The organism is Spirosoma flavus (genome assembly GCF_054778555.1).
This window is the reverse complement of sequence record NZ_BAAGZL010000001.1, coordinates 2171427-2196849: the sequence shown is the minus strand read 5'-3', so window position 1 is coordinate 2196849 and position 25423 is coordinate 2171427. Positions and strand designations below refer to the sequence as shown.

Sequence of the window (25423 nt, the reverse complement as noted above, 5' to 3'; positions counted from 1 at the left end):
ACGTAGCAAAATAAGCAATACTTATGATACAGTGATTCGTCTAGATCGATAATCAGGCACTGTTTTACTGAATGGAATCACACTATAATCCGTTATATAGCTGTCATTCCTGAACGTGAACTGACTGATGCGCATCATTCGTAAGACGACGTAACGCTGGAACGTCATTGCCGAAAACCAGCAATTTTTATAAATTTAACCAGTCTGTTTAAGCAAATACTACGTTGCCTGAACGCTGGCTATTTGTCTATCACTCACGTACCCATGCCCTGGTCTGCCAAAACCAAAGATGAATTAGTAGCCGAAATTGAACGGCTCCACCACGAACGCGACGACCTGAACGGAACCGACGCCAAACATACCTTCGATGTTCGCCAAACCGTCGACCAGCTTAATCTGGTTGGTCTAACGGTGGAACAGGATGGTACGTTAACCTATGCAAACCCGTATACGTACCGCGTAACGGCTTGGCAACCAGCCGATATTATTGGCCAGAATTTCTTCGACATTTTCATACCACCCGCCGATCGCGCCCGTATCGAATCAGAATTCGAGGAAGCGTCGCAGAAAGGCACTTTTCCCGAACAGCGCGAAATCGTGCTGCTGGCCCGGAGTGGCGCCCAACGTAGCGTTCAGCTCAACTCATTTATTGTTAACAGTACCGACGGCCAGTCGCCTTCGTTCACCATCATTGGCGAAGACGTAACGAACAAACGGCGCGTTGCGTCAGCCCTGTCGAACACAAATGCGCAGTTGCAAGACCTCGTCGACAATACGTCGGATTTGATCCAGCTCCTCACTCTCGACGGCAAATTTATCTTCGTAAACCGCGCCTGGCGTGAAATACTGGGTTATAATTCCGACGAAATCTCGGTTCTAAATCTGCGCGACGTACTTCATCCTGATTATCTCAGCAGTACGTTAGGTCTGCTGAAACGCATTCAGGAAGGCGACAAACTGCCATATTTTGAAACTGTTTTTCGGAGTAAGTCGGGCAAGACGCTTTTTCTATCCGGTAGTGTCAACTGCCGCTTCGAGAATGGTCGTCCAACTGCATTCCGCTGCATTCTGCACGATACTACAGGCAAAATTCGCGCCGAAAAATCGCAGAAACTGTATTATAGCATCGCCAACTGGACTATCAACACGCCCAACCTCGGCGAATTGTACCACAAAATTCATGAAGAGCTGGGCAACATCATCGATGCCCGCAACTTTTTCATTGCTCTCTACGACTCCACTAAAACGTACCTATCGTTCCCGTATTACGTCGATGAATACTTCGGCAGCAACATGCGATTTACTAAACGTAAGCTCGGTAATGGTATCATCGAATACACGATTCTGGCGAACAAACCACTGTTTCTGTACGAAAAAGACATCCGGCAACTTGCCGATCAGAAGCAGGTTGATTTGTACGGCCAGAAGCAGCCTCAAGTGATGCTCACGGCTCCGCTACGTATCGGCGACGAGATTACGGGTATCATTGGTGTAAAATCGTACACTGATGCGCAGACCTACGGCCCGCGCGATCTGGAGTTGCTCGAATTTATTTCGGGGCAAGTGGCTTTGGCAATTGCCCGCAAGCAATCGGAAGCGCGTCTGGATAAGCAAAACGCTCGTTTACAGGCCATTTTCGATAACAGCACGTATTTGATCTGGTCGGTTAATAAAGCACTGCAACTGACTTCGTTCAATAAAAACTACGCTCGTCTGGCCGGGTTTTCGCTAAATGAACTTCCCGCTAACCAACATAGTACACCCGAACTTGGCTGGCGTATTGTTGGCGACGAAAATCGGAAGGAAATCGAAGATCGGTATCGACAGGCGTTCCGGGGTTTTGCGCAGAATTTTGAACTCAACTTTATGACGTCCTCGGGTGAAAATTTCTTTGAATTTCACCTGAACCCAATTATGCTGGCGGGTGGTGTGATTGAGGAAGTGTCGGGGATTGCACGTAACATTACCAACCGCCGACGTGCCGAAATTGCGACCCGCCAGAGTGAGGAAAAATTCCGGGGTATTTTCGAAAACCTTCAGGATATCTACGCCCGCGTCGACCGCAAAGGACGTATCACGATGATCAGTCCGTCGGTTTTCAAACGGATGGGCTATACACCTGAGGAAGTGCTTGGACAGGACATTAGCCAGTATTTCATTGATCAAAGTGCCATTCGCCGGGCCATGTTCAAGGTAGGGCGTAACCGGAGCCTTCGAAACTTCGAAGCCAGTATGCGCCGGAAAGACGGCAGTGAGCGCCAGTTCATGTTTAACATGCTGATGCTCAACGAAGAGCCAGGAAACGATTCGGTGATAGCCGTGCTGGCCCGCGACATAACTGAGTTGAAACGTCAGTCGGCCGAACTGGTGAAAGCGAAAGATGAAGCCGAACGGTCGTTAAAGGTAAAAGAGCAGTTTCTGGCCAATATGAGCCACGAAATTCGGACGCCTATGAACGGTATCATCGGCATGATTGACCTGCTGAACGATACCAGACTCGATGAAGAACAGCGCGGTTACGTCAAAACCGTAAAACGTTCGTCGGAAACACTGCTCAATATTCTGAACGATATTCTGGATCTGTCGAAAATTGAAGCGGGTAAGATGGTGCTGCACGAAGCACCGATTGCCTTTAAGGAGATTTTCGAAAAACTAATCGCGCTTTTCGGACAGCAGGCCAACTCCAAAGACAACGAATTAACGTATCACCTGGCTCCTGACCTGCCCACGTTTGTGATTGCCGACCAGACGCGGCTGCTTCAGATTCTGTCGAACCTGACGTCGAATGCCATTAAATTCACTGAGCACGGGGCCATTCGGGTTGAAGCGACACTTATCAGTAAACGGGGCAAATTCAACCGCATTCGGGTGGCGGTAAAAGATTCGGGTATTGGCATTGCCCCTCAGAATATCAACCTGTTATTCAATTCTTTCAGTCAGGTTGATACGTCGTCGCGGAAGTCGTTTGGCGGCACGGGGCTGGGGCTGGCGATTTCCAAAGAGCTGGCTCACCTGATGAAAGGCGAAGTTGGCGTAGAGTCGACGGTGGGTATGGGTAGTACGTTCTGGTTTATTATTGAGCTGAAAGAAACCTCGATTAGCCCGACTCAACAAACCACTGAAGTCGCTGAAATTGCGCTGGCTAACTTCTTCTCAACGTATCATCCGAACGTACTGCTGGTCGATGATAATGCCGTGAACCGCAAAGTCGCCAGCGAAATCCTGCGCAAATCCGGCTGCGTAGTCACTACGGCTGACAGTGGTCCGGCTGCGATTGCAGAGGTTGCGCAGAGAGCCGAGTCTGCCATACCTTCTTTCGACGTCATTTTCATGGACATTCAGATGCCAGACATGGATGGCGTCGAAACAACCCGACGACTGCGTGACCAATACGGCAAAGCCCTTCCAACGGTGGTTGCCATGACAGCTTATTCGATGAAGGAAGATCGCGAACGCTTTCTTAGTCAAGGGCTTGACGATTATATAGCCAAACCGATACGTGCCCAGAGCCTGATTGCGAAGGTGAAAGAAATCACTGATGCCAGTCGGGCGAAACAGAGCGAAACACCGACATCAGCACCAAAACCGATTGTGGTAGCGCCTGAACCAGCGCTTCCTATTATCGATGCCGACATTGTGGGTCAACTGCGGGATATTGGTGGTCAGGACCTGGTCGACAGCATCATGGAAGAGTTCGTTACGGAAGCCACCGAGCTTGTTAACGGAGCTGTATCCGCCTACAGCTTAGGCGATATTCCAACTGTCAAAAGCCATCTGCACACCTTAAAAGGCAGCGCAGGAACCATTGGCGTAGCTCGCGTGGCTGATATTGCCAAGACGGCTGAAGCCAAACTGAAAGTGAATGATACCAGCGGATTAGCTGACGCGTTGCAGGCGCTGGAAGGAGCCTTTAGGGAATTTTTGGAAACGCAAGGAAATTAATGAATAAAGGACAATGGATAGTGAATACTATTTGACAACCAATGTCTTACGCTATTCACTATCTATTATTCATTGACCTACCGCTTCGGCCCGATGGAATCATAAATAACGACTTTCTCCCAGAGGTGGGCGTAGTTATTACGAAAATCGTCGTGAATGGGGTGCTTCTGATACGCTTCCTCATCGGCGGGACTATCGAAAAAGCACAGCCAGGAATACGTATAGGTACGTTCGATAACCTCCCGATTGGTAGCAGCGGGCGTACCAATATTGACCAGTTTAATGGTGGGGCACTTCGCCAGTTTATTCAATCCTTCTAAAAGTTTCGCCTTGTCGGCCTCATTACCCGCATTTTTCAGGTAAAATAATACGTGGTGAACAAACAGTTCGCCTTTAGCCGCTACGTTGGCAGGTAAGCCTGCGCCCAATCCGGCAACTACACTTTTCTTAATAAAACGTCTGCGTGATGGTTGATTCATGAGTACTAATTTGATGGGATACAGAGATTTTACGAGTTTTCCAGATATCTCTGTGTCATATTTTAATTTAACCCCTTTTTCATGACAATAAATTCCAGCGGCTGTTTTGGCAATCCAAAACGTTCATCGTTCGGAAAAGGAGCCGTTTCGCCCGTGGCTTGAAAACCGCGTCGCTTATACCAGGCAATCAGTTCGTGGCGGACGGAAATAACCGTAATCGCTATCGCCTGACACTGCTTTTCTCGGGCGATCTGTTCAGCAACGGTCATCAGCTTTTTACCAATACCATTGGTCTGCGCATCCGGCGAAACGGTCAGCATGCCCAAGTACAAATCGGAATTTTTCTCTTCTAGATAAACGCATCCAAGCAGTTGGCCGTCTGCTACGTACTTAAGCAACGTAGCAGACGGATTCTGAAGCATTTCCTGCAGACTCTGTTCGCTGGTACGTATTCCGCCGAGCAAACTTCCTTCAGATGTCCAGCCCCGTTGCGAGCTTTCTCCCCGATAGGCACTGTTAACCAATACGTTTAACGCCGGTATATCCGCTTCGCTGGCGGGCGAAATTTGTTCATTCAAAATCATACTTTCAGACCCCGACAAGCTCCGGTTGTCGGCATCGCGATAGCGACTAGCTAAATAGTTAAAACCGACAGCCGGAGCCTGTCGGGGCCTTCACTTTGGAACTTCCCGGAAATCAAGTTGCTGAATCCGGGCGGGGTTTTCGGGTGTGAGGGTGAAAAACACGTCGATATTCCCCTTTTCGCCTTCGAGCAGGAAGTGTCCACGCAGCTGATTTTCAGGTATAAGATCGCCCACGCTACGTATCGTTCCTACTTTAGCATACAAATCCTGCACCTGTTTTTTGCGGATAGTTACCGATCTGTCGGGGAAGAAATTTTCGGCAAAGATGCCGCTTTGTTCGGCGTTTGTCCAGTCGGGCAGCAGCTTTATTAGTTCAGCTTTTCGTTGCGCGAGGATGTTCGATACCGGAAGCTGGCGGGGTTGCAATTTAGCCATCGCCACCAACGTATCGAGCACGGCCGTATTCACCGAACCCAGTCCAGCGTAGGTCAAATTCGCGTAGGCAATAACACCGATGCCGTAGTCGGGAAGGATGCGCCACTGACTACCGAAGCCCGGCAATCCACCACTGTGCCCCACTCCTTTCTGACCTTTACAGTTTTCGCTCCAACCCAACCCATATCCGTATCCGCTGGCAACCGGGCAAATCTGTCCTGCTGCATTTCTCGCCTGGGAGAACAAACCCGAAAATGTCCAGGGCTGCTGCATTTCACGTATCGAACTTCGTTTTACTGGCCCCGTATCAGCATCGCTACGTGGTGGCCAAGCCGATTCGTGTAATGCTACGTATTTACTGAAATCTTCGATGGACGTAATGAGCCCGCCCATGGCACCCCACGAACCGTCGTGCAGCAGCGGTTCTTCGAGCCAGTCGTTGTCCTGCCAGCGATAGCCTAGGGCTAGTTTCTCAGCTGGGATTTTGGTGTATTCCCACTGAGTGTCGTTCATGCCTAGTGGTTTCAGAATGTTTTCGGTAATATACTGCTGATACGGTTTGCCCGAAACCACCGTAATGATACGTCCAAGCATGGCAAAACCGAGATTGCTGTATTCATACGCAAAACTCGGTACGTTCGAATTGGAGATACCGTCTTTAATCAGTTTCAGCAAATCGGCTTCAGAGTCAGCCAGTTGACGGTCGCCCCAGGGGTTATCTTCGGGAAAACCGGCCGAATGAGTCATCAGGTTGCGTACCGTAATACGTGGCGCGTCGGCAGTGAGGTATTTGTGGTTTTTCAGTTCCGGGATGTACTGTTCGGCGGGGTCGTCGAGACGTAGCTTCCCTTCGTCGCGGAGTTTCAGAATGGCCATCGACGTCAGGCTTTTGGTCATCGACGCAATCCGAAACAGCGATTTAGTGTTGGCCGGAATTTTCTTCGCTACGTTGGTAAAACCAAATCCGCCCGAATACACCAGTTTTCCATTCATCACAACACCAAACGCGAGTCCTGGAAAATGTCGTTTTTCGGCTGCGTCTTTATATAATTTTTCAACGATGGGAAAAGCGGCTTCCAGTTTTTTCAACTGGTCAGCATCCGTAAAAACGGGCGGTTGATACGTTGTGATGTGTGCTACGTTCCGATTTGCAGTTTGCTGAGCAAAGGCAAACGACGTACTGAATAGCGCTACGTAGAGAAGATGTTTCATTTTCAGGTGGTTTTCAATCGTGCTAACTTACGAGATAACTGCATTCAGCCGCCACTATTCACAAAAAACGCTGAGCCCTGATGTGCCCAGCGTTTTTAATTACACTATTCTAACCTTGCATTTTCCCATACGCTGACTACGTCCAAAGGGTTGCAGCCATTTTTTAGAAACACAAAAGGTAGCGTCGTTTAAGTTCTTAAGAAAACCAACGCTTATTGCGCGGTGAATTTCGTGATGATGCCCGGCCCGTACGACAATACGTAATACGTATCAAGGCTTGTTGTACTCGGATGAATATCTACCGCCGTAATAGCCGGCGAAAATAAAGTAGCTCCGGCATCATTGGCGACACGACCCGGCCCTGCGAAACCAAACTCGGTTACAAGTGGCTGACGGTTAGGCGCCAATGTGATATCTGTAAGGCCCGAAAAACCTGATCTGTATACCGTAGGTGTAACCGGAGCCGTTCCCATAGCATTGACTTGATAAATTTTGGCTAAACCTGTCGGGAAAGGAAAACCAATCAGGGTGCTTACATAAAAATTGGTGCCATCATAAACAATACCGGTCGGTACAGGATCGAGCGAGGGAGGGCCCACGGTTGTGGAATTCGGCGTATCCGGGAAAACCGCAAAAACGCTCAACGCTCCGGTTGCCTGGTTTCGGCGAATAATTGCATTACCGCCCGCATCGACAATAAACAGATCACCGTTAGGCCCAAATGTGAGGTTGTATGGATTCGAATCGGGGGCATCCGGTGCATTCGGACGAGCATTTCTGACAAATGTGCCAATGTCAATACCCAGCAACGAACTAGCCGGAATGGGAGCCGTAACACCCGGAACGAAATTCGATACGTCGGCAATGAAAAGCTGTTCCTGAACCCCATTCAAAATATACAGTTTACCGTCTTTGTAAATCAGGTGGTTTAGCCCTTCGGGTGAATTTTCGGGACTGATCGCCGATACAAAACCGGTAATAACAGGGTATTTAGCACCCGCTGGTGTGATCACGGTAACCTGACCATCATTGACTGTACCACTACCGGCTTCGGTGACCCATACATTTCCTTTCGGGTCATCGGTCAGGCCGATTGGCGAACGCAGACCGGTTGCAAACGGAGGCCCTGGCGCGGGTGTCAGAGTCAATGGGCTTGGGATACGGTGGTCCAGACAACTAACAACAATAAGCAGGCAACTGCCAATCAGAAGCATCGGCAGCAGGGAGTAAAGGGTAGATCGTTTCATAAAAATGGTTGAGATTGTTTGGAAAAGATAAAAGCGCTGACCAAATGAATTAGCTGCACCTCAACGTCAGTTACTATTGAGGTCACGACATAGCATCCAACTAGGTAGACGCTGGCAAATTAAGTTACCAACCTCTCAATCGATTATATCTTACCCTGCGAATCAGCCAAATATTGAGTAATCGGTCACAAATTTATTACCAGGAGTGTCGGAGGCTGAGGAAACCGCCGAAACCATCGGGAAGCAGTTCCCCACGGTCGTAGGCGACTGAAGTTGTGAGCAACGTATTGCCGCGTTTTGAAAGCGCCCATTGCATCGACGCCAGGACCGAAACCTGATAGAGCGGCCTGGGATAGGGCTCGTTGAACGTACCGAAATTGCGGCTGTATGATCCTCTAAGCCGAAGGATATGTCTCTGGCGAAAACTTCCTTCCAAGCCAGCATACCAGGCTATTAGCCGATTATTAGGAAACAAAGGGCCTGCCGGATAAGCTACGGCCGGAACAAGATCCGTATTAGGCATGATAAAGGGCGTTCCCAACGTATTACCCCGATACGTCCAACCCTGTCGGTACTGACTGTGATTGAAGTAATTATCGGCACCCTGATACCGGGCCGTCGGGTCGAATTTAGGGCCGCTCTGGTCCATGGTGCTAAGAAATTCCGCAACGATTTTTTGTACCCTAAAACCCTTCGGCAAACGTGGTTTTTGATTAACGTAGCGCAAGCCGGTCAGACCATCCGGTACGTTTTGCAGGGCTAATCCAGAGGCATCTTCGTAGGGATGCTGATGATAAATTAACCACTGCTGGCCAGTTCCTCTTAATTCCAGCGCTAAATCGTAACTACCTACGTGATTACCAATACGATTGGTCCCATCAAAATCGGTGTATTGATCTGTTTGCAGGGCGTCGGGATATTGGCCGATCACCATGGAAAGGTAGTCCCGGAAGCCCGTTGGCAGATGTCCATTGACTGCGTAGGGTGTTCCAATCAGATAGTCAGCGTGCCCACCCCATTGCACCTGATGGTTCAAGCCAGCGGTGAAGTGGGCCTTCCAGTGCGGCTTACCAAGGCGAACGTAGAGGTATTTCTGATGCAGGTAACTTCCTTGAATATACGTATTGATCAGCCAGCCATGCGCATAACCCGCCCGAAACGCGATGAGGTGTTTGGTGAAACCTAAGGATACAAAATCGGGCGTGTGCAGTTGAACTTTTGGAAATGGCAGTGCATTTCCCGACCATGCTACGTTGCCCGACGTCAACGTAGTGTCGCCCAGGCCGAACGTTTCTTTACGGTTCCCCGCGTACAATTCAACTTTACCGAATCGCACTTTTACAAAACTTTCGGGCAGCAGTACATTCGTGTTATAAGGCCCGGGTTGCTGCCCTACGTTAACAACTGCGTTCAAACCAAAGCCCCAGTCGAAACGCGATTTTTGTTGAGTGGCTGAGTCGATTTTTGGCTGGTAGTCTTTCATCGCACCGAATCGACCGATACCTAATGACCCACGTAGTGGTACGATGCCATACTGATTCGCCCGCAACCAAAACGGTATTTGCGAATTCGTTGTGATAATTCCGCCCAGTTCTACCGAATAGTTAACCCGCCCCGGCGATTGCGCCAATGCAGACAGGCTAATAATCCAGCCCGTTGTTATCCAAAAGAGCAGTTTCGGCATAAGGGCGATTGGGCAAATGAATCAATTCTGCCGAAGATAGTCTAAATCAAGGGACCACCTTCCTATCGCTTAAACTGTTTCAGCAAATAATCGTAGAAGTAGGACGTAGTAACATCCGTGGCAATGGTTAATTCATAGCCATTTTCATCGAGATACGTCTGACCGGCGTTTGGCGGGCGTGTACTGACAGAAACTTTTACCCGTTCGGTTTTAAACTGTTCGGGAATGGCTAGATAGCTGGTAGCCAGAATATCCCACATGAAATAGGTGTAATGATAACTCGGTATCGTATCGAGCGTTAGAGCCCAGAGCTGACCCGTCAGATTCGACAGTGGGTAATCGATTTGGGTGGCTAACGTACGGAGAAACTGTTTCGTTACTGGAACATGGTTCGTTACGTCGAGCGGAATCAGCGTTAACGGCAAGCCAAGCGTCAGCAGTTTTTGCGAACTGACTGGGTCCCAGAACACATTCCATTCGGCAGAACCATCGTGCTGGAACATCTGCACATTACCCGACGTCCGGAAAGCGCCCGCCATCCAGACCACTTCGGCAATTTTTGATTTTAACTCGGGGGCTTGTTCCAGCGCCAGCACCAGATTCGAGCAGGGGCCTGTCATCAGAACCGTTACGTTGTCAGTAGCTGCCGATAGCCGGTCGATGATAAGTTCGGGCGCATTTTGGTACGTATACGGATCGGGCGATTTGGGCAGGTTAATCAGCATCGGCAGCGCATTGATAATTTCGGGGCGAGCGCGCCATTCGTTCGGAAATGCGTTGATGCCATAGTAATCACCTCGTCCCAGCGGAATTTTCTCCTGCCCCATCAGTTGAAGCAGTTTATAGGTCGATTCAAGGGCGGGTTCGATATAACAATCGGCGGGGGTAACGCTAACGCCGATCAGTTCGGTATCAGGCATTGTCAGCACGAGCAGTTGCGAGAGCAAATCGTCGATGGCTCCATCGTGGTCCATTAAGACAAGTTTAGGCATAGGAGTGGTAGTGTCTGGCCCAGGCTCCAGCTTGGACCGTGTAAAATTCTATCGCTTTACTCAAGGACCAAGCTGGAGCCTGGCTCATATACTGCTACGTTACACTTCGGCCAGCAGCCACTGCGCAATCAGAAAATACACGCCAATGCCGATCAAGTCGTTTGCGGTGGTGATAAATGGTCCCGATGCTACGGCTGGATTGATACCGATTCGATTGAGTAACAAAGGCGTAACAGTACCCATAAAAGAAGCCAGCAATACAACCGCCAGCAACGACGTAGCAACCACAAAGAACAGTCGAGGTTCACCGATGATGAACGTGTAAACTCCCGCTATCAGCCCGACAACCAGCCCGTTAATAATCGCTACCAATAGAGTACGTAGCAACCGCTTGGCCATCGTCATGCTTAAGCCCGACGTATCAGTCAGGCTTTGCAGAATCAGCGAGGAAGTTTGAATACCTACGTTGCCGCCCGTCGAACCGATGATGGGAATGAAAGCGGCCAGGGCCGCAATTTTCCCCAGCTCGCTCTGAAATCCGTTAATAACTGTGGCTGCCATCAGACTACCAACGGCACCCGCGATCAGCCACGGTAATTGAATTTTTGATCGCTTCCAGACGCTATCGTATTCCTCTACTTCCCCCGACAGACCCGAAATCGCCTGAATATCCTCTTCGGCCTGTTCGGTAATTACGTCTACTACGTCATCGATGGTGATACGTCCTAGTAACCGTTGCTGGACATTTACGACCGGAACGGCGTCAAGGTCATATTTCTGCATCACTTCGGCCACTTCCGCCACCGGTCGATACGTTTCAACAAACACTACGTCCTCGTCGTAGATGTCGGCAATTTTGGTGTTTTTCCGGGCCAGCACAATCTTTTTCAGCGATACCAACCCGAGGAGTTTCCCGACGTCGTCTACTACGTATACCGCATACACGTTTTCGACGTCTTCGGCCTGTTGACGTATTTCTTCGACGCAGGCATTCACCGTCAGGTTGACGTTGATACGTATCAACTCCTTCTGCATCAGACTACCCGCCACGCCGTCTTCATAATGCAGCAAATCCAGAATGAAGCGCGCCTGTTCGCGGTCTTCGAGCAGACCGATCACTTCTTCGCGCACCTGAATCGGCTGTTCGTTCAGCAAATCCACGGCATCGTCCGAATCCATCTGATTGATGAATGGTGCAATCTCTGTCGATGGAAAGAGTTTCAGCAGGTTAGCCCGTTCTGTTGGTTCGAGATTGGCCAGAATTTCGGCTCCAACCGATTTATCCAGCAAACTCAGCAGGTAATGCGCCTGCTCATATTCCAACTCATTCAGAATCCCCGAAATATCGGCCGGAAACAGCTCTTCCATTTCGGTACGTAGCCAGGCTTCGTTACCAGCTTCAATAGCCGTCTGAATCTGCTCAAGGTATTCTTTGGTGAGTTCGAACGTCATTTTCTAATGTATGATGTAAGATGTATGTTATATGAGTGGCTGTTTTTAACACTGATATACATCTTAAATCATACATCATACATCAACCGAGTTAGTTCCACAAACTGTGCCACGCTGAGCTGTTCGGCGCGTTTGTCCATAAAAGGGCTGTTTAGGGCAGCTTCCGATGGATTTAAGGGTTTTAGGGCGTTACGTAGTGTTTTTCGGCGCTGGTTGAAGCCTTGCTTAACGACTTGGGTAAACTTTCGTTCATCACAACCGAGATCGGTCACCGCATTTCGGCGGAGCGAAATAACGCCAGAATGCACTTTAGGCGGTGGGTCGAAGACGTGCGGCTCTACGGTGAACTCATACTTAATATCATACCAGGCCTGTAGCAATACACTCAGAATTCCGTAATCCTTATTGCCCGGCCCCGACGCGATACGTTGCGCCACCTCGCGCTGAAACATTCCGACCACTTCGGGAACCCGGTCGCGCATGTCGAGCACTTTGAAAAGAATCTGCGTCGAAATGTTGTACGGAAAATTACCGATGACGGCAAACGGCGCTACGTTATCAGGCTGTTTGTCAGGCAGTAAATCCGGCCGAATCGTTAGAAAGTCAGCGGGTAGAATACGACCTTCCAGCGCCGGAACGTACTGTTTCAGGTAATCAACCGATTCACGGTCGATCTCGATGACATACGTCGTGAACCGATTATCTTTCAGCAAAAACTGAGTCAGCACGCCCATGCCGGGACCAATTTCGAGGATTTTCTCATATCCGCCATGCCCGGTAAGGAGTGCTGCTATATCCTGAGCAATACTCAGGTCTCTCAGGAAATGCTGACCAAGTGCTTTTTTCGGTTTGACGTACATGCTACGTATGGTTTTGCGTCCGCAAAGGTAGGCCGCTACGTCTGATAAATCAGCGCAAATGAGCAACTAAACCTGATAACTCAATTCAATAAAAAAGTTGTAGCGGGGACGGTTTATTGAGCTCCAATTATGGCAATCGTTAGTCTACTGACACACACCGCTTTACCTTGTTCATCGGTGATACGTATGTCCCAGACGTGCGTGGTACGTCCCGTATGAATAGGCGTACAACGTCCATACACCCAGCCATCCCGTACCGACCGGAGGTGATTGGCGTTGATTTCCAGGCCAACGGCGCGCTGTTTTTCTGGATTGTCGAGCAGCATATAGGAGGCTACGCTGCCTAATGTTTCGGCCAGTACGACTGATGCTCCGCCGTGCAGAATGCCAAAGGGCTGTTGCGTTCGCTTGTCGACGGGCATACGAGCCATCAGATAGCCTTCGCCTGCTTCGGTAAACTCAATACCGAGGTGTTTACCGAGCGAATCGGTATGAATAAAATCAAGCGCATTCAGATCAAAATTGGCTTTCATAAAAGAAGAAAATAAATGCAAATCAGCAAGCCTTACAGGATCGACACTTCGCCCTTGCCTATGCGAGCGTATAAACTATTTTTTATGTAATTTTGCGGTTCAAAATCGGGAAAAATTGCCAATAGGCAAGCGTATAAGTTTGGGACAAAAGTTAATCTATCTAATTCGCCACGGCGAAACCGACTTTAATCGACGGGGCGTAGTACAGGGAAGCGGTGTCGATGCTGATTTAAACGACATGGGACGGGCGCAGGCGCTGGCTTTTTTTCAGGCGTATCAGCACGTACCGTTCAGCAAAGTTTATATCTCAGGGCTTAAACGAACGTATCAGACCGCAGAACTTTTTATTGAGCTAGGCATACCGTTTGAGAAATTAACGGGCCTCAATGAGATTAGCTGGGGGATTATGGAAGGTAAAGTCCCGGGTAATCTGGACAATGAATACTACCGCAATCTTATCGAAAACTGGGCAGCGGGCAATACGTCGCTGTCTACCGACGGGGGCGAAAGCCCAGATCAGGTAGTGGTTCGTCAGAAAGAAGCGTTCGAAACGATTCTTTCTCATCCTGAGGAGGAAACCATCCTGATTGCCATGCATGGGCGGGCCATACGCATTCTGCTTTGCTGGCTCACCAATCATCCATTGTCGGATATGGACCACTTCGAGCACAGCAATCTTTGCCTCTACACGCTACGTTACGATTACGATACGCAACTGTTTACCATCGAATCATCCAACGACACGGCCCACCTGCTTTCGCTGGCGCTAGCCTGACCACTTCTTTTTTCCATCCTTCATCCGTATCTTCCATTAGTGTATATATCTTGCACTTCTAGCGTTTAATCCCATATATTCGTTTATTATCCGGAAATGGGATTGCCTATGTCTAAGCAGAGAATATATTGGTTTTGTCAGTTTTTTGGATGGTCGCTCCTGATTCTGGTCGATTATCTGACTTACGTGCTCGAAAATGGATTTGAGTACGATTCATTTTATCTGGCCATTGCCAATATTTTTCTGGGTGTAACCCTCACTCATCTGTATCGACTCATGATACGTCGCTGGAACTGGGTACTGCTTCCTTTTTTCCGGCTAGCACCACGTGTACTGTTTTCGGTATTTGTCATGGCCCTGATTATGACCATGGTAAATCTTCCCCTGGATCAGCTTATTATTCCCCAAACGCTTGCCAATGAGCCCTTTCTCTTCGTGGGATATATTATCTCCTGGGGGAAAATCATGTTGGCGTGGGTATTGAGTTATACCGTTTATCACTACGTCGAAGAAAACCGAAACGCTGAAATTGAGCGTATTCTACTGAAAACCAGTATCCGGGAAACGGAAGCTAAAGTGCTACGTTCGCAACTGAATCCGCACTTTGTTTTTAACGCACTCAACAGCATCCGGGCGCTTGTGTACGAAAACCCAACCAAAGCCCAACAAGGTATTACGCAACTTTCGAATCTGCTCCGTAATTCGCTGCTGGCCGACCGGCGTAAAACCGTTGAACTGCGCGAGGAAATTAAAACGGTGGAGGATTATCTGGCCCTCGAAAAAGTACGTTACGAAGATCGACTCACCTCGCACATTGACCTCGATGGGCGGACGTTGTACTGGCAAGTGCCGCCCATGATGCTTCAGACCCTGGTTGAAAACGCCATTAAGCATGGTGTATCGACGGCTGTTGGTGGCGGTTTTGTGGAAGTAAAATCATCGGTCGACGCCGATAAACTGCATATTCTCATCCGCAATACGGGTGTGCTTGGCGACAAGAAAGCATCGGGAGGTTTTGGGCTGGCAAATACTGCTCAGCGGCTCGAATTGCTCTACGGCCCTGAAGCCGAATTCCGAATTTTTCAGGAAGAAAATACTCACAATCAGTCCGAAGAAACGCTCGCCATACGTAACGGCGGTCCGGTGGTTTGTGCCGAAATAACTATCCCTGCGCAATCGGAAGGCATCTTTCGCAAAAAAGAGGTAAGTGTCAGGAGTGAAGAATGATTAATGAAGCCCCGACAGGCTCCGGCTGTCGGCTACACAATAATTCTTTATCAGTCGCTAGCGGAATATCGACAGCCGGAGCCTGTCGGGACCTCAACACCGCTGACTCTTAACAGTACACGATGAAAACCATTATTATCGACGACGAACGGCTGGCTCGCAATGAATTACGTAGGCTACTGGAAAACTTCCCCAAAATTCAGATTATAGGTGAAGCGGCCAATGCCGATGAAGCTTTGCCGATGATTGAAGACTTGCAACCAGAACTGCTATTTCTGGATATTCAGATGCCGGGTAAAAACGGTTTTGAGTTATTGCAGTCGATTGAAGGCAAAACCCCGGAAGTCATTTTCACCACCGCTTTCGACGAATATGCGATCAAAGCGTTTGAGTTTAATGCGCTGGACTACCTGCTCAAACCTGTCGAACTGGCCCGTTTGTCGGAAGCGATTCACCGGGTCGAAGAAGAACAGCACATTCCTGACTCAACCGGAACCGTGTCGGGCTCGTCGGGAAAAATACTGGGTGAAAATGATCAGGTTTTTGTGAAAGATGGCGAGAAATGCTGGTTTGTTAAATTAGGAAAAGTCCGGTTATTCGAGTCGATGGGCAACTACGTCCGGCTCTATTTCGACGATCAGAAACCACTGGTTCTTAAGTCATTGAATGCGCTGGAAGACCGTTTAAACCCGGCTACGTTCTTCCGGGCCAACCGAAAACACATCATTAATCTTCAATGGATTGAGAAAATCGAACCCTGGTTTAGTGGTGGATTGCTGGTAACACTACGTGGGGGCGATAAAATCGAAATTAGCCGTCGGCAGGCTATTCGGTTTAAAGATTTGTTAAGTTTGTAATAGGGAGTGAACAGGAAGGGGCGGAACCGTAATGATACGTAACAAGAGCGAGCCGCTGCACTTGTTTAATTACTTCTAGTTCTCATCGTTAGCCAGTACGTCCCCTCTTGCATGAAGTATTTTTTTGCCGGATTTTTTCTCTTTACTATCCATCTCTTTTTAGCGTGCCAGTCAACACGTTCGGGACCACCCGCTCTGGATAGACACCGTTTTATTTTTTCCGGCTCTACCCGGTGTGATACAACCAAAAATACAGGCGTGTCAGTATCTGTTACCTACGTATTACTGAAAGAAGATACTGAAGTGGCTCGCAAAATCAATGACAGTCTGCACCTTCTGGCGGTCAACAGTATTGTTAACTTACTCGATAGCAGCACGGTAGCTCAGAGCCCCGACGCCCGAACCAATCTGAATAAGGCAGCCACACTATTCGCGACCGATTATGAAGATGTCCGAAAAGATATGGGTTCGTTGAATGGCTGCTGGGAACTCGAGACCACAGCTGATACCGTTCACGCGGGGCCTAAAGCATTGACTATCAAGTTTGAAACGTATGCTTACACGGGCGGGGCTCATCCAACCAGCAACCTGACTTATTACACCTTCGACCGGGATACGGGGCGTCGTCTTACGTTAAACGACATTGTTGCCGATACAACGGCGTTGCTGGGTGTCGTGGAGAAAGCGTTCCGGAAACAGCAATCGCTTCTGCCCCAGGACAATCTGGAAGTAGAAGGGTATTTTTTGCACGAAGGCCGTTTCTTTCTCCCTGAAAATGTAGGACTTAACCGAGAGGGAGTAATTTTTTATTATAACCCGTACGAGATTGCTGCCTACAGCAAAGGACCGATTCAGGTAATGATTCCTTATGAACAGCTGAATGGTCTGCTACGTGACGACTGGTTATAAACTTACATTTTGCCTGTTATGACGTTCGAGCAATTCAATACTTCACTTTCCGAAAGCAAACCGCCCGTCGACTTCCACCCTGTTTTACAGGGCCTGTGGTATGACGCCAACGACGATTGGGAAAAGGCCCATAACATTGCCCAGAGCCGGGAGGGTGAGCAGCGTTACGACCGGCTTCACGCCTATCTGCACCGAAAAGAAGGCGACCGTTTTAATGCTGGATACTGGTATCGACGTGCCAAAACCCCTTTTTTCGAAGGTACATTGGCCGAAGAATGGAAAGTACTGGTTCAGCAGGAGCTGAGTGAACAAAAAATGCGTACCGAATAATGACCTTTAAGGATTTATTCGGTACGCATTTTTTACTAATCATTTATTAGGTCTTATTCCTTGGCGCCTAATTGCTTCATTAACTTTTTCAACTGATTTATTTCTGCCTGTTGTTGCTGAAACTGTTGTTGCTGTTTCTTGAGCTCGCCAACTTCGGTTTCCAATTGTTGAATTTTCTGTTGTTTGATTTGATCAGCTTTCTCCAGTTGAATACTGTAAAGCGTTAGTTCTTCAATCTTCTCTAATAGTTTGGCATCCGTCTGGTGTAGATCGTTCCCTTTTTCCACCATCTCCTGCGCCGAAGGAATACCTGGTAAATGCTTGTTCTGTTTGATAAAACTTTCCACTTCACCCAGCCCCTGAAGCTGATACGTATCGTCAAATACTTTGTCGCTCCATTCGGAGGTATTCTTCACGGCTACTTTTACTTTCTCGGTCAGAATACCCTGTTCAACGAATAGTTTGTAACCGGCAGGAGTACGTGCTACGTTAGAACCAATAATCACCGCATCATCCTGGGTACTTTGCAGGAACGAGCCTTTACGTTGCCAGAACGAGTCTGCTACGCCTTCACGGGCATTACCATTTAAACTCGCTAAAACCACTTCCCCATTGTTGTTTACAGTCAGAAACTTGCTGACATTAAGCATCGTAGCTGAATTGTTGCTGGATAAATTGGTAAACTTCAACCCTGATTGACCTGAGGTACCCGTTGTAATTTCCAGCTTACTGGTCGGAGCTGTGTTGCCGATACCTACATTAGCATTAGTAGCCCCCAGGATAACCGAGTTGCTTGCCGAAACAAAGGCGTTAACACCAATAGCAGTTGAATTATTAACGACGACTGAAGCCGAAGTCACCCCAGCCTGAAAACCGATGAATGTGTTCTGATTCCCTGAGGCATTGCCAGCGTAGCCAGCCGCCCGGCCGATGTAGGTATTTTGCTGCCCGGTACCATTGCCCACGCCAGCGCCGTCTCCAATGAACGTATTACCTAAAGCTATAGTACTATTTATACCCGCCCCATTGCCAATAAACAGGTTATAAGATCCAGTGGTGTTGTTAGCTCCTGCTAATTGCCCTACAAACATATTAGCTAAGCCAGTAGTGTTGGCAACACCTGCCTGATATCCAACAAAAACATTTGCCTGACCAACCGTATTTGCTGCTCCAGCCTGTTCACCCACAAACGCGTTATTAACTCCTGTAGTCGTGTTTCGGCCAGCATTGTGCCCAATAAATGTGTTATTAGTAGCTGTTGTATTGCTAGCTCCAGCCCCTCTTCCTAAAAATGTATTGTTTTGAGCCATCAGCAGTTGACTCGAAAAAACAGCGAAAAGCAAGTAAAGTGTTTTCATACGGAAAGTCGGTCTAAGAAGAATGTTTAAATGTAAATAACTATCAAGCAATTAGCAATATACACTATCGAAGAATTAGTTATCGGTTACTAATACTCTACCCAAAAAGTATTGTTTCGACGATACTCTTAATTGTAAACTTCACTAACCTAAAAAAAGTAATATATGCGCCTATCACCGCCAAATAATTGGCTGATTATCAATAGATAGCTTATAAATTATAAAGTAATATCAATCCGTATTTCAATCTACTCACCGACCTATTATCCTTTTAATTCAATTACCTGTCCCTCCTGGCAACGTAGCACGCGGGCAGGGTATTTGTTGAGTAAATCGTAGTTATGTGTGGCCATCAGAACGGCAGTGCCAGCGTTGTTAATGGCCTGAAAAACCTGCATGATCTGGTCAGATACAACGGGATCAAGATTACCCGTTGGCTCGTCGGCGATAAGAATTTGCGGCTCATTGAGCATGGCACGGGCAACCACTACGCGCTGCTGCTCCCCCCCTGAGAGTTGGTGCGGCATCTTTTTCTGAGCCGTGCCTAATCCTACCTGCATCAATACGTCGGCGATGCGATTATTCATATCTTGCTTTTTCCAGCCGGTAGCCTTGAGAACAAATTTCAGATTGTCTTCAACGGAACGGTCAAAAAAGAGTTGAAAATCCTGGAAAACGATGCCAATTTTCCGGCGTAGCTGCGGGATATCACGCGATTTGAGGGTTTGAAGAGGGTAGCCAGCTACCTGTCCCTGCCCATTCTGGAGCCAGAGGTCGGCGTATAACGTTTTGAGTAACGAGGTCTTCCCACTTCCCGTTCGGCCAATGAGATACGCAAAATCGCCCTTATTGATTTGAAACGATACGTCGCCTAAAATCAGCTTGGTTCCCTGATAAATGTCAGCGTGGTTAAGGGTCAGAACGGGTTCGGAGGAAAACATGGACGAATTAGTCGTTGGTATTACGTCGCTAGTCGTTAATCATCACTCATCAGGTACATTCTTCCTGGCGACTGATGATTAACGACTAGCGACTAATAACTGATATTTATTTTTTCACAGGGAGAGCTGCTTTTTCGTGATCGGCCAGGAATTTGGCTAAACCACTGTCAGTCAGCGGGTGATTTAAAAGGGCTTTAATGACACTCAGAGGAGACGTCATTACGTCGGCACCAATTTCAGCACATTGAATAATATGCATTGGGTGACGTACTGAAGCGGCAAGCACCTCTGTTGTATAGCCGTAATTGGTATAAATAGTAACAATTTGTTCAATCAGAGCCGTACCATCAGTCGAGATATCATCCAGCCGACCAACAAAAGGTGATACGTACGTAGCACCCGCTTTTGCGGCCAGCAATGCCTGTCCAGCCGAGAACACCAGTGTGCAATTGGTGCGAATACCTTTCTCAGAAAAGTATTTAATAGCTTTCACACCGTCACCCGTCATGGGCACTTTCACCACGATATTTTCGTCGAGTTCGGCAAGTTCTTCGCCCTCTTTAATCATCTCGTCGAATTTAACAGAGATAACCTCTGCGCTAACGTCGTTTTTTACGATTTCGCAGATTTGTTTATAGTGGCGCATTACGTTGTCTTTACCTGTAATGCCTTCCTTCGCCATCAGTGATGGGTTGGTAGTAACACCATCAAGAATTCCCATTTCCTGGGCCTCACGTATGTCGGCCAGATTAGCCGTATCAATGAAAAATTTCATGTTAATTGTAAGTTAATTTATTGAGTCAATCTGTAAGTAAATGGATACTGATTAATGAATAATCAACAAAATCCAGATTAGTAGCTATTCTTCATCGTGCATTATTGATTACCCATTTACCTATAAGCCACTACGTTAAAAATATACCCACCCCAACCTATGCTACGTTACCGGAAGGGATTCTGCAATGAGGTTCGTACCGTCCTGAATTTTACAAATGTGAATGTACGTTTCTTTCCCGGTTTGCGCCTTGTACTGTTTTGTAATCTGTTCGGAGAAAGCATCGAGCGCGTTTTCACGAACCAGATTGATGGTGCAACCACCAAAACCGCCACCCATCATACGAGCCCCCAGCACACCCGGTTGCTGCCGGGCAATATCGACCAGTAGGTCCAGCTCAGGACAACTCACTTCATACCACTTACTTAGTCCTTCATGTGAGCCATACATGAGCTGCCCGAAGGCCGATACGTTGCCCGCTTCAAGGGCAGCGACGCCACTAAGCAGCCGTTCGTTTTCCTGCACGACATAAGCGCATCGACGGTAAATCAGAGGGTTGGTTTCGCGCAGGTGATGATCAAGCATAGTCATTGTTACGTCGCGCAGGCTTTCAACTTCCGGGTAGAACGTTTGCAGAAACCGAACACCAGATTCGCATTCGGACCGACGGGTGTTATACTCGGATGTCACCAGCGAATGTTTCACCCGCGAGTCGCAGAGGACAATGCTGATGCCATCCATACGTAAGGGCGCGTAGGTGTAATCGAGTGAGCGGCAGTCGAGTTTTATTACGTGATCAGCTTTGCCCATCATGCTGGCAAACATGTCCATAATCCCTACCTTGGCGCCAACAAAGTCATTCTCAGCCCGTTGCGATATTCTTACCAGATCGATACGGTCCAGATTCAGCTCAAAAAGCTCGTTCAGGGCGAAACCAACGGCGTTTTCGAGTGCGGCTGATGATGACAGACCAGAGCCCATCGGAATGGTACCGCCGAACACACAATTAAATCCACCAATTGCATACCCAGCCAGTTTAAACTGAGCGACCACGCCCAACAGGTAATCGGCCCAGGTATTCGTTGGGACAAAATTCGAAAGTTCACCCTGATACGTTTTATCGAGGTCGTTCGCGATAAAGTGGAGTTTGTTGTCATCGCGCGGGCCAATGGCCAGGTAAATCGCTTTGTCGATAGCGGCTGGCAGCACAAAGCCGTTATTGTAATCGGTGTGTTCGCCGATGAGATTGACGCGGCCGGGAGAGCAAATGAGTAGCGGCTCTGCCTGAAATGTATCCCGAAAAACAGACGTTAGCTGGGTCAGTAGATTCATAGTGGGTTCAGCAAATTTAGCGGGCGAAGCAAGGGCATAGCCACTAAATAATCGTAGCCAAAGGACTGGAAAACAGGCCGAGTAGAAATAAAAAATGGCAAACCAATGTCTCACCGCTACAACCACCTACCCTTGCTTCGGTCAAGACCTGGGGGATTCAGCAGGAGCTGGTAGCACCGATTTGCCGATGCAAACTTACACAATTCCTGATTAAACGACCAAATTTCACGCATACCTTTGCAGGAAAAATCAATTCAAGATGTTTAAAGAACGAAAGAGTGAAAGAGCGAAAGAGCGAAGCAATACAGCTAGTTTGCTCGACTATTTGTTTGCTAATCTCCCATCAGTCGCGGTACCCTTCCGCTTTTTTACTCTTTCACTCTTTCGCTCTATAAGCTCCTGTTTAATCCTTTTAACCTTTATAATCGCCTGTGGTTCTGCCGATAAAGATGTTGAATTAGGGCGCACCTATTTGAAAGAAGGAAAATTTCGGGATGCAATTCAGGCGCTGAACCGCGCGATTGAAGCAGACGATACTAACGAAGAAGCCTTCAACTCGCGGGGCGTCGCTTATTTTGAACTGAAAGAATACGCCAATGCCGCGCTCGATTATGAACAGGCTATAAAAATTAATCCCCGTTTTTACCGCCCTTATTACAACCGGGGCTTACTGAAAGTAGCGCAGAATGACTTAACCGGTGCGCTGAAAGATTACTCTGACGCCATTCGACTTGCTCCCGATACCAGCAAACGCATCACCGCCGAACTATTTCTGAATCGGGGACAGTTATTTGCAACACAGGGTCAGATTCAGCCCGCCCTCAGCGATTTTTCGCAGGCAATTACGTTAGATTCTCGGAATGCGCAGGCTTTGTACAATCGGGGAAATCTGCGGTTTCAGCAAAAAGATTTGGCGGGCGCTACGTCTGATTTTCAGCAAGCCGCGCAAGCCGACTCTCGATTTGGCAAAGCTTTTTACGGACTGGGTATCACCCAGATTTTGCAGGATCAGCGGGAGCAGGGTTGCCTGAATCTGAAACAAGCCCAAAAACTGGGCTATGCCGATGCGGCAAACGCTGTGACGGAATATTGTGAATGAGTCGTAAGTCAACAACCATTGGTCACAGTCCGTTGATGCGGTAAGTGGTTATGACTAAAGACTGATGACTATTGACTAACATGTTTAAAATACTCTCTATTATTTTCGGGCTGCTGTTTATTTTGTTTGCCGCCTTCCAATACAACGACCCCGATCCGGAAGTCTGGATTCCTATTTATGGCATGGCGGCTGTTGCCTGTTTCATGGCTTACGCTGGTGTGGGTCGGTGGTGGTTTTTTGCGGCTATGGCCGTAATGTATATCGTAGCCGCTGTGTATCAATGGCCACCAGAGTTCGAAGGATTTTTGTTCGGTGAAATGAAAATGCGTAGCATGAATATCGAGATGGCCCGGGAATCTGGTGGTCTGGCTATTTGTGCCCTAGTAATGATCATACTGGCGTTTTTGGTACGTCGTCAACCCCTACGTCGATGAAACTGGTTGAATGCCCCCGCGATGCCATGCAGGGATTGGCGCATTTTGTGCCGACCGCGCTCAAAATCGAGTACCTGAATACGCTCCTGCAAGTTGGCTTCGATACGTTGGATTTCGGAAGTTTTGTTTCGCCAAAAGCCATTCCGCAAATGCGCGACACGGCGGACGTATTGGCTGGCTTGAACGTAGCATCCACAAAAACTCGTTTACTGGCTATTGTGGCGAATGTTCGCGGGGCTGAGCAGGCCGTTACGTATGACCCGATTCGCTACGTTGGTTTCCCGTTGTCAGTGTCTGAAACGTTTCAGCAACGTAACACCAACAAGTCTATCGCTCAGGCATTTGCCGACGTAGCAACTATCCAGAGCCTGTGCCAGAAAGCAGGTAAAGAATTGGTCGTATACCTCTCGATGGGCTTTGGTAATCCTTACGGTGATACGTATAGCCCCGAACTGGTCCGTGATTTTACGGCGCAACTCATGCAACTTGGCGTAGGTAACATTGCCCCTTCAGATACCATCGGTACGTCGACACCCGACGCCATCGAAACGCTCTTCAAGCATCTGATTTCCGAATTTCCGGCTATTGAATTTGGCGCTCATCTTCATGCTCGACCTGGCGAAGCTCCCGACAAAGTTCGAGCAACGCTACGGGCGGGCGTTCAGCGAATAGATGGCGCACTACGTGGTTTTGGGGGTTGCCCAATGGCGGCCGACGACCTCACCGGTAATCTTCCTACCGAAGAAATTATTCAAACCCTAACCGAGTCCGGCGTCTCTTTGACTATCAACAAAGAAGCTCTTCAAAAAGCCATGACCCTGTCGGCGGGCGTGTTTTAGGGAAGAGGATGTAACTCTTACGCCCGAACCCTCTGCCCTTATCCCTACATAAACATTGCCTGGATTTCTTCCTTAACGGCTTTAAGCGCGTCGGCGGTAGGTTGTTTGTCTTTTTGAATGATACGTTCGAAAATCCGTTTCGAGAGATCGAGCGAAGGAGCGTCGGGGCGGGTGTCGCCTGAAGCCTGATTGATGAGCGTCATGACTTCGTTCATGGCAGCCTGAATCTGATCCCAAACTGCCTGACTCATGTATACCTGCTGCGACAGATTATGGTTGTATTCTTCACGAATCTCTTGAAGCAGACGCTGTTGGAGTTCGAGTACGGTAGTGGAGCTTCCGCCCAGACGTAGCAATAAATTGTTGGGGCTGATACGTTCCAGAAACAGAACCATCCGTTCATACGCCTGCAAACGAATGGGTACAACAGTCTCGGTATATCGCCCCTGTACGTCGTAGCGGTGCCGATCGGCCTCCCGTTGCAATAATAATTTGACAGACAGATACATGCCATAAAGCACTAAACCGGCGGGTACGAGCAGCTTCAGAAAATCACTGAGAAGGTCCATGCAGGAAATAAATTTATTAAACGGAAAAAAGTAACTTTGATAAAGACAACATCACTTAAGAGTCGTAGAGTTGTAAGATTATAAAGTTGTAAGGTTGCGCTGGGCCGCCACTGCGGTTCCCGGAATGCCGGACCACCGCCGGGATTGACGCATTCAAAACTCTACACCCCCTATTCTCTTACGACTGTACAACTTAATCATCATGCTATTAATTGATAATCCCGTTCGTGTCCGACCGGAAGCACGCCAACAAATTCTGGATACGTTACAAGCCAATAAGATCCCTGGCGATTATGGGTTACGTATTGGCGTACGGGGCGGAGGCTGTGGTTCATCCTGGTTATTAGGGTTCGACCTGCCCGGTCCCACCGACGAAGTGTATAACGTAGAAGATGTACGTGTCATTATTGATCGGAAACATTTACTATATGTGCTCGGTGCCGAAATTGGCTACGAAACAGGAGGCTTTACTATCGAGAAAGCTGGTGAAAATCAGCCCTAAATCACCGTTAGCACACTCGTCGTATAGTTATCCCGAAGTCGCAAAATACCAGCCGG

24 protein-coding genes are annotated in these 25423 nt (G+C 48.3%); 10 read left to right on the top strand and 14 right to left on the bottom strand.

Annotation, left to right across the window (positions count from 1 at the left end; genetic code table 11):
* The first annotated feature begins 264 nt into the window (after positions 1-264).
* Complete coding sequence (locus tag ACYVF1_RS08565; protein WP_461077566.1) at positions 265-3942, top strand: PAS domain S-box protein; 3678 nt, start codon at positions 265-267, stop codon at positions 3940-3942.
* A 77-nt stretch (positions 3943-4019) separates the two neighbouring features.
* Here the strand turns inward: ACYVF1_RS08565 and ACYVF1_RS08560 are convergent, their stop codons facing one another.
* From ACYVF1_RS08560 to ACYVF1_RS08520, 9 genes are all read right to left on the bottom strand, one after another.
* Positions 4020-4421, bottom strand: a complete 402-nt coding sequence (locus ACYVF1_RS08560; RefSeq protein WP_461077564.1) for a Dabb family protein — start codon at positions 4419-4421, stop codon at positions 4020-4022.
* A 62-nt stretch (positions 4422-4483) separates the two neighbouring features.
* Positions 4484-5005: a GNAT family N-acetyltransferase gene (locus ACYVF1_RS08555; protein ID WP_461077562.1), complete on the bottom strand. Its 522-nt coding sequence runs from the start codon at positions 5003-5005 to the stop codon at positions 4484-4486.
* 90 nt (positions 5006-5095) lie between these two features.
* Entirely contained in the window at positions 5096-6652 is a 1557-nt protein-coding gene (locus ACYVF1_RS08550; RefSeq protein WP_461077560.1) for a serine hydrolase domain-containing protein, read from the bottom strand.
* A 212-nt stretch (positions 6653-6864) separates the two neighbouring features.
* Positions 6865-7899, bottom strand: a complete 1035-nt coding sequence (locus tag ACYVF1_RS08545; protein WP_461077558.1) for a ScyD/ScyE family protein — start codon at positions 7897-7899, stop codon at positions 6865-6867.
* Between the two features lie 196 nt (positions 7900-8095).
* Positions 8096-9583 (bottom strand): capsule assembly Wzi family protein, encoded by a 1488-nt coding sequence (locus ACYVF1_RS08540; RefSeq protein ID WP_461077556.1) that lies wholly within the window; start codon positions 9581-9583, stop codon positions 8096-8098.
* Between the two features lie 62 nt (positions 9584-9645).
* Positions 9646-10575: a nucleoside hydrolase gene (locus ACYVF1_RS08535; RefSeq protein WP_461077554.1), complete on the bottom strand. Its 930-nt coding sequence runs from the start codon at positions 10573-10575 to the stop codon at positions 9646-9648.
* A 99-nt stretch (positions 10576-10674) separates the two neighbouring features.
* Positions 10675-12027, bottom strand: a complete 1353-nt coding sequence (gene mgtE / locus ACYVF1_RS08530) for a magnesium transporter (RefSeq protein ID WP_461077552.1) — start codon at positions 12025-12027, stop codon at positions 10675-10677.
* 68 nt (positions 12028-12095) lie between these two features.
* Entirely contained in the window at positions 12096-12887 is a 792-nt protein-coding gene (gene rsmA / locus ACYVF1_RS08525) for a 16S rRNA (adenine(1518)-N(6)/adenine(1519)-N(6))-dimethyltransferase RsmA (RefSeq protein WP_461077550.1), read from the bottom strand.
* Positions 12888-13000: 113 nt separating this feature from the next.
* Positions 13001-13420: a hotdog fold thioesterase gene (locus ACYVF1_RS08520; protein ID WP_461077548.1), complete on the bottom strand. Its 420-nt coding sequence runs from the start codon at positions 13418-13420 to the stop codon at positions 13001-13003.
* A 139-nt stretch (positions 13421-13559) separates the two neighbouring features.
* Here ACYVF1_RS08520 and ACYVF1_RS08515 point away from each other — a divergent pair, with 139 nt between their 5' ends.
* The 5 genes from ACYVF1_RS08515 to ACYVF1_RS08495 all read left to right on the top strand — a co-directional run bounded on the left by ACYVF1_RS08515 (position 13560) and on the right by ACYVF1_RS08495 (position 17518).
* The gene (locus tag ACYVF1_RS08515) at positions 13560-14195 is read left to right on the top strand and encodes a histidine phosphatase family protein (protein ID WP_461077546.1); all 636 of its coding nucleotides are present in this window, start codon (positions 13560-13562) and stop codon (positions 14193-14195) included.
* A 108-nt stretch (positions 14196-14303) separates the two neighbouring features.
* Positions 14304-15422 carry a sensor histidine kinase gene (locus tag ACYVF1_RS08510; protein WP_461077544.1) on the top strand — a complete coding sequence of 373 codons (1119 nt, stop codon included), beginning with the start codon at positions 14304-14306 and terminating at the stop codon, positions 15420-15422.
* A gap of 122 nt (positions 15423-15544) precedes the next feature.
* Positions 15545-16279 (top strand): LytR/AlgR family response regulator transcription factor, encoded by a 735-nt coding sequence (locus ACYVF1_RS08505; RefSeq protein WP_461077542.1) that lies wholly within the window; start codon positions 15545-15547, stop codon positions 16277-16279.
* A 258-nt stretch (positions 16280-16537) separates the two neighbouring features.
* Entirely contained in the window at positions 16538-17188 is a 651-nt protein-coding gene (locus ACYVF1_RS08500) for a DUF3298 and DUF4163 domain-containing protein (protein WP_461077540.1), read from the top strand.
* 18 nt (positions 17189-17206) lie between these two features.
* A complete protein-coding gene (locus tag ACYVF1_RS08495; protein ID WP_461077538.1) occupies positions 17207-17518 on the top strand; it encodes a hypothetical protein in 312 nt (103 codons plus the stop codon).
* Between the two features lie 53 nt (positions 17519-17571).
* Here ACYVF1_RS08495 and ACYVF1_RS08490 read toward each other — a convergent pair whose 3' ends face one another.
* The 4 genes from ACYVF1_RS08490 to ACYVF1_RS08475 form a co-directional block, all read right to left on the bottom strand.
* On the bottom strand, positions 17572-18876 hold the full coding sequence (locus ACYVF1_RS08490) for a bZIP transcription factor (protein WP_461077536.1): 1305 nt from the start codon (positions 18874-18876) through the stop codon (positions 17572-17574).
* Between the two features lie 263 nt (positions 18877-19139).
* Entirely contained in the window at positions 19140-19817 is a 678-nt protein-coding gene (locus tag ACYVF1_RS08485) for a cell division ATP-binding protein FtsE (RefSeq protein WP_461077534.1), read from the bottom strand.
* Between the two features lie 106 nt (positions 19818-19923).
* Positions 19924-20592, bottom strand: coding sequence for a fructose-6-phosphate aldolase (gene fsa / locus ACYVF1_RS08480; protein WP_461077532.1), 669 nt, complete (start codon positions 20590-20592; stop codon positions 19924-19926).
* 162 nt (positions 20593-20754) lie between these two features.
* On the bottom strand, positions 20755-21924 hold the full coding sequence (locus ACYVF1_RS08475) for a galactokinase (RefSeq protein ID WP_461077530.1): 1170 nt from the start codon (positions 21922-21924) through the stop codon (positions 20755-20757).
* A 259-nt stretch (positions 21925-22183) separates the two neighbouring features.
* On the opposite strand from ACYVF1_RS08475, the gene ACYVF1_RS08470 reads away from it, so the two are divergent.
* The 3 genes from ACYVF1_RS08470 to ACYVF1_RS08460 all read left to right on the top strand — a co-directional run bounded on the left by ACYVF1_RS08470 (position 22184) and on the right by ACYVF1_RS08460 (position 24296).
* Positions 22184-23023: a tetratricopeptide repeat protein gene (locus tag ACYVF1_RS08470; RefSeq protein WP_461077528.1), complete on the top strand. Its 840-nt coding sequence runs from the start codon at positions 22184-22186 to the stop codon at positions 23021-23023.
* 80 nt (positions 23024-23103) lie between these two features.
* Complete coding sequence (locus ACYVF1_RS08465; RefSeq protein WP_461077526.1) at positions 23104-23457, top strand: transmembrane 220 family protein; 354 nt, start codon at positions 23104-23106, stop codon at positions 23455-23457.
* On the top strand, positions 23454-24296 hold the full coding sequence (locus ACYVF1_RS08460; RefSeq protein ID WP_461077524.1) for a hydroxymethylglutaryl-CoA lyase: 843 nt from the start codon (positions 23454-23456) through the stop codon (positions 24294-24296). The genes ACYVF1_RS08465 and ACYVF1_RS08460 overlap by 4 nt, the downstream gene beginning before the upstream one ends.
* 44 nt (positions 24297-24340) lie before the next feature.
* On the opposite strand, the gene ACYVF1_RS08455 is transcribed toward ACYVF1_RS08460, so the two are convergent.
* Positions 24341-24865, bottom strand: a complete 525-nt coding sequence (locus ACYVF1_RS08455; RefSeq protein WP_461077522.1) for a DUF7935 family protein — start codon at positions 24863-24865, stop codon at positions 24341-24343.
* 202 nt (positions 24866-25067) lie between these two features.
* On the opposite strand from ACYVF1_RS08455, the gene ACYVF1_RS08450 reads away from it, so the two are divergent.
* Positions 25068-25367, top strand: coding sequence for a HesB/IscA family protein (locus ACYVF1_RS08450; RefSeq protein ID WP_461077520.1), 300 nt, complete (start codon positions 25068-25070; stop codon positions 25365-25367).
* Positions 25368-25423 lie beyond the last annotated feature (56 nt).